Source organism: Cellulosimicrobium sp. CpK407 (assembly GCF_051844275.1).
Classification (GTDB): Bacteria; Actinomycetota; Actinomycetes; order Actinomycetales; family Cellulomonadaceae; genus Cellulosimicrobium; species Cellulosimicrobium cellulans_G.
Map to the genome: position 1 here is coordinate 1 of NZ_JBGNYC010000092.1, position 3,778 is coordinate 3,778.

Annotated in this window: 4 protein-coding genes; all 4 read right to left on the reverse strand. The window is 73.4% G+C overall.

Features of this window, described 5'->3' with window-relative positions:
- Window positions 1–211: hypothetical protein (locus ABWU78_RS20800; RefSeq protein WP_439159379.1), on the reverse strand; the 211-nt coding region annotated here is incomplete at its 3' end.
- Window positions 212–219: 8 nt separating this feature from the next.
- A complete protein-coding gene (locus ABWU78_RS20805) occupies window positions 220–2,025 on the reverse strand; it encodes a S8/S53 family peptidase (protein WP_375822272.1) in 1,806 nt (601 codons plus the stop codon).
- Between the two features lie 143 nt (window positions 2,026–2,168).
- Window positions 2,169–2,666 carry a hypothetical protein gene (locus ABWU78_RS20810; protein WP_439159380.1) on the reverse strand — a complete coding sequence of 166 codons (498 nt, stop codon included), beginning with the start codon at window positions 2,664–2,666 and terminating at the stop codon, window positions 2,169–2,171.
- Complete coding sequence (locus tag ABWU78_RS20815) at window positions 2,663–3,298, reverse strand: RNA polymerase sigma factor (protein ID WP_439159381.1); 636 nt, start codon at window positions 3,296–3,298, stop codon at window positions 2,663–2,665. Before ABWU78_RS20815 ends, ABWU78_RS20810 begins: the two co-directional genes overlap by 4 nt.
- Window positions 3,299–3,778 lie beyond the last annotated feature (480 nt).

Genomic DNA, 3,778 nt, shown 5'->3' on the forward strand with positions numbered 1-3,778 from the left:
GCGACCCGGACAGCTCGAACTCCGCGACGGCGCGACTCATGCCTGCCCGGGCGGCCACGTACACGGCCTCGCGAGTCGCCCCGTCCCCCTGCGCCTCGACCTCGGCGACGATCTCCTCGAAGGCACGGATCGCGCGCCGGTGGCGCCCACGGGCGTTCGTCGCCTGTGCGGCCGCCAGGCGGGACTCGAGCACCGCCTGGTTGCTGACCACTCATCACCTCATGCGTCGTCACCCGGGGTCGGGACCAGACCCGTCGCCAGGGTAATGGACGGCCACAGCCAGGCGCAGCGCTCGGGCGCACCCCGGCCCGGGTCCACCACACCGGGCGCGGTGGGATCGTCGGCGATGCGGTCGAGCAGCGTGGCCGCCAGCTCACCGGCGAGCACAGGTGCGGCGAAGGACGTCCCGCTCCACGTGGCGAACCCGCCCTGGAAGCCCTCAGGGTCGATCGTCGCGCGGAAGCCCGGGCCCCACAGCTCGCGCACGTGCCGGGACGGCGCGACAGCGCCGTCGATGGTCCGCGGGATGGTCGAGACCAACGAGGCACCGGGCCGGGTGCACGTGATCCACGGACCGTCGTTGCTGAAGAGCGACACCGTCCCGTCCGGGTTCTGGGCTCCTACGGCGAGCACCGGCGGCTCGTCCTCGGGGAGAGCGACCCCGTCGAACGGGACGGGCGGGCTCACCTTCCGGTCGATGCGCGGGGCGAACGCGGCCGGGTAGGTCGGCCGGGTCTGCCCGTCGTTGCCCGACGAGACGACGACGATGACCCCGTAGCGACGGAGCGCTCGGATGAGCGCTCCGAACGGGGCGTCGAAGTCGGCGTCCTCGGGACGCTCGTGGTAGTAGCCGAGCGAGAGCACCAGGACGTCGATCGGCGCGTAGCCGTCGCGGCCCGTCAGCCCGAGGACGTGCCAGAGCAGCAGCCTCCGCAGCGAGCGGAGGAGCTCCCGCTCGGGGACGACCCCCGACCCTCCGTAGAGACGCGGGGCGAGGATGACGGCGTCCGGGCAGAGCTGGTGGACGAGGCCCGCGATGAAGGTCCCGTGCCCGGCCACGGCATCGAGCGGCCCGGTGAGCGGCGAGACCGAGACGCCTCCGATCTCGGGATCCTCGTACGGGTACTCGGTCGGGGGGAGGGTGGAGAGGGGCTGCCCGAGGAGCTCCGGGTCGCGCACGACGACCGTCCCCCGCGTCTCCAGGTCGTCGTCGAACCACGGGTGCTCGCCCACGCCGGTGTCGAGCACCGCGACGACAGGACGCCGCACCCCGTCGCCCGACACGTAGGGGTTCGCGCCGGCGGGAAGCCTGCGCCGCGGCACGGGGCCGATCCAGCTCACCGGTGTCCGTCCGCCGGATCCCGGCACGGCGTACTCCGCGGTCCCCGCACCGAGCGACTGCGTGTACGGCAGCGGCTGGGTGTACGGCAACGGCTGCGTGTACGGCAACGGCTGCGTGTACGGCAACGGCTGCGTGTACGGCAGCGGCTGCGTGTACGGGAACGGCTGGGTGTAGGGCTGGCCGCCGATGAACGGCGTCGGCGCGATCATGTGGTCCAGAGCGAGCCGCGGGCTGCACCCGTCGTCGGGGCACAGCCGCCCGCGCAGCTCCTCGATCAGCCCCCAGGCATCGGGGAGCGCGCCCTGGCGGTCGTCGCGGTAGTGCAGACGCACGGAGTAGCCGAAGGTCTTGAGCAGGTCGCGCGTCGTCTCGGGGTCGAGGTCGGCCTCGCGCACGAGCTCGGCGTCCTCGATGCTCTCCTCCTGCACCTCGACCCGGAGCCCGCGGTCGGCCGCCGCGCGCTCGAGCCACCGGAGCGAGCGGTTGCCCTCGCGGTCGAACGGCGACTCGGGGATGAGGATGCGGTCGCCGACATACCACGTCGGGTGGGGGGACTGCTTCCCCGCGCGGCGCGGCGCGCTGACCGGGTCGATCGTACGCGTGCGCCACTGGAGCCGGTTCGGCCTGTCGCCGTAGTAGCCGGGGCCGGTCACGTCGACGGGGGGTTCGGGGGTCTCGCTCACGTGCTCCTCCTCGAGGGATGGCGTTCAGTCGGTGCCGCGGGCGTCGACGTCGACGGGCGCGGCCGCGCACGGGTGCGCGGAAGGGGGTGGGGGCGGGACGCCGTCGTGCCGCGGGCGAGAGGTCGCCCGCGGCACGAGGGCGGCTACAGCTCGACGACCGGGGTGCTCACGGCGCCGCCGGCGCCGTCGGCACGGCGCACGACGAGGCTCGCCGGGCCGCGGTCGACGGCGTCGAAGACGAAGCGGCCGTCGTCGTCGCTCGTGGTCTCGCTGACGGTGCCGGGGCGGTGCAGCTCGACGCGCAGCGCCGTCGCCGGGGCGGCCCAGCCGTCGATGCGGATGCGTCCGTCGTCGGTCGCCGACAGCGAGATCATGACCGTGACGGACTCGGACGTGAACGTGATGGTGCGCGCCTCGACGGGCGGCGCGTCGCCCCGCACGGACATCTCGGGGACCTGGACGTACTCCAGCTCCATGACCTCGGCCTCGAGGCCGGCGAGGGTGATCGCGAACAGCGACCGGTCCACGAGGCCGTCGGGCACGGGGTCGATCTCCTCCGCGATCCGCGCCAGCTCCGCGAGCAGCGCGAGGTCGACGGCGTCGAGCGGCTCGTCGGGGCTGTGCGTCGGCTCGGTGCTCATGATGCTTCCCACGATTCCCCCTGGTCGTCGATGATGTCGCGCAGCTTGGCGAGGCAGCGACCGCGCGTGGAGCCGATGCTCCCGACGGGCATGCCGATCGCGGCCGAGATGGCCTTGTAGTCGGGTCGGTCGGCGAGCGACACCAGCCGCAGGAGCCGCCGGCAGCGGTCCGGCAGCTGGTCCAGCGCGGCCCACAGCGTGCGGTCGCGCTCGTTGCGGAGCACCTCGACGTCCGGCGTCGGGTCGCCCGAGGGGAGCTCCGGCACTCCCTCGTCGGTGTCGTCGGGGAGCTCGGTGCGGCGCTTCGCCTCGTCGCGGTGCTTGCGCACGGCCTCCCACGCGGCGCGCTTGGCCGTGATGAGCAGCCACTTGAGGACGGCGTGCGGCTCCTTGATCGTCATCGCGTTGCGCACGAGCGCGACCCACACGGTCTGGACGATGTCGTCGGCCTGCTCGCGCTCGACGCCCTGGGCCCGCACCGTGTGCCAGAGCAGGGGCGTCGCCTCGCGGACGAACTCGCCGAGGGCGTGGGGGCGACCGTCGCGGTACTCGAGGAGCGCGAGCGCGCCCCGGTCCCCCAGGCTCAGCCCGGGTTCGTCGGTATCGGGCACCTCGTCGGTCGTTCTCGTCATGGGGGGCACTGTCCTCGGCACGCTCGTCCGTCCAGGCATCAGCGGGGGGTCCCCGGAAGCGCCTGATTCTATGGCCGGGCCGGTGGGGTCGACAACCATCGTCACTGGTCACACCCCTCCTGGCTCGTGCGGCTGCGTCCCATCTCGCTCCTTCGACACGCGGGTCGGAGCGTCGGCCGACACTCCTCCACCGGGACAAGAGGGACGGGTCACCCGTCTGATACATCCGTCGCCCATCGTTCTTCGCGACGCCGCCCACCGGCCTCAGGATCGCCGTCGGGCCGGGTCGCCGTCTAGGTGTTCCCCCGTATGCCGGGCCCGGGAACTGCCGGGGAATCCCTCATGCCACGGGACGCCACGGGCTCCTAGCGTGCAGGACGACCCCTGCGCCCACCGCGGGTGCGGACCGGCGGGGCCGCGACGTCGCGACCCGCCCGAGCACGAGGAGCACTTCCGTGACACCAGTCCTCTCCGGCCGCG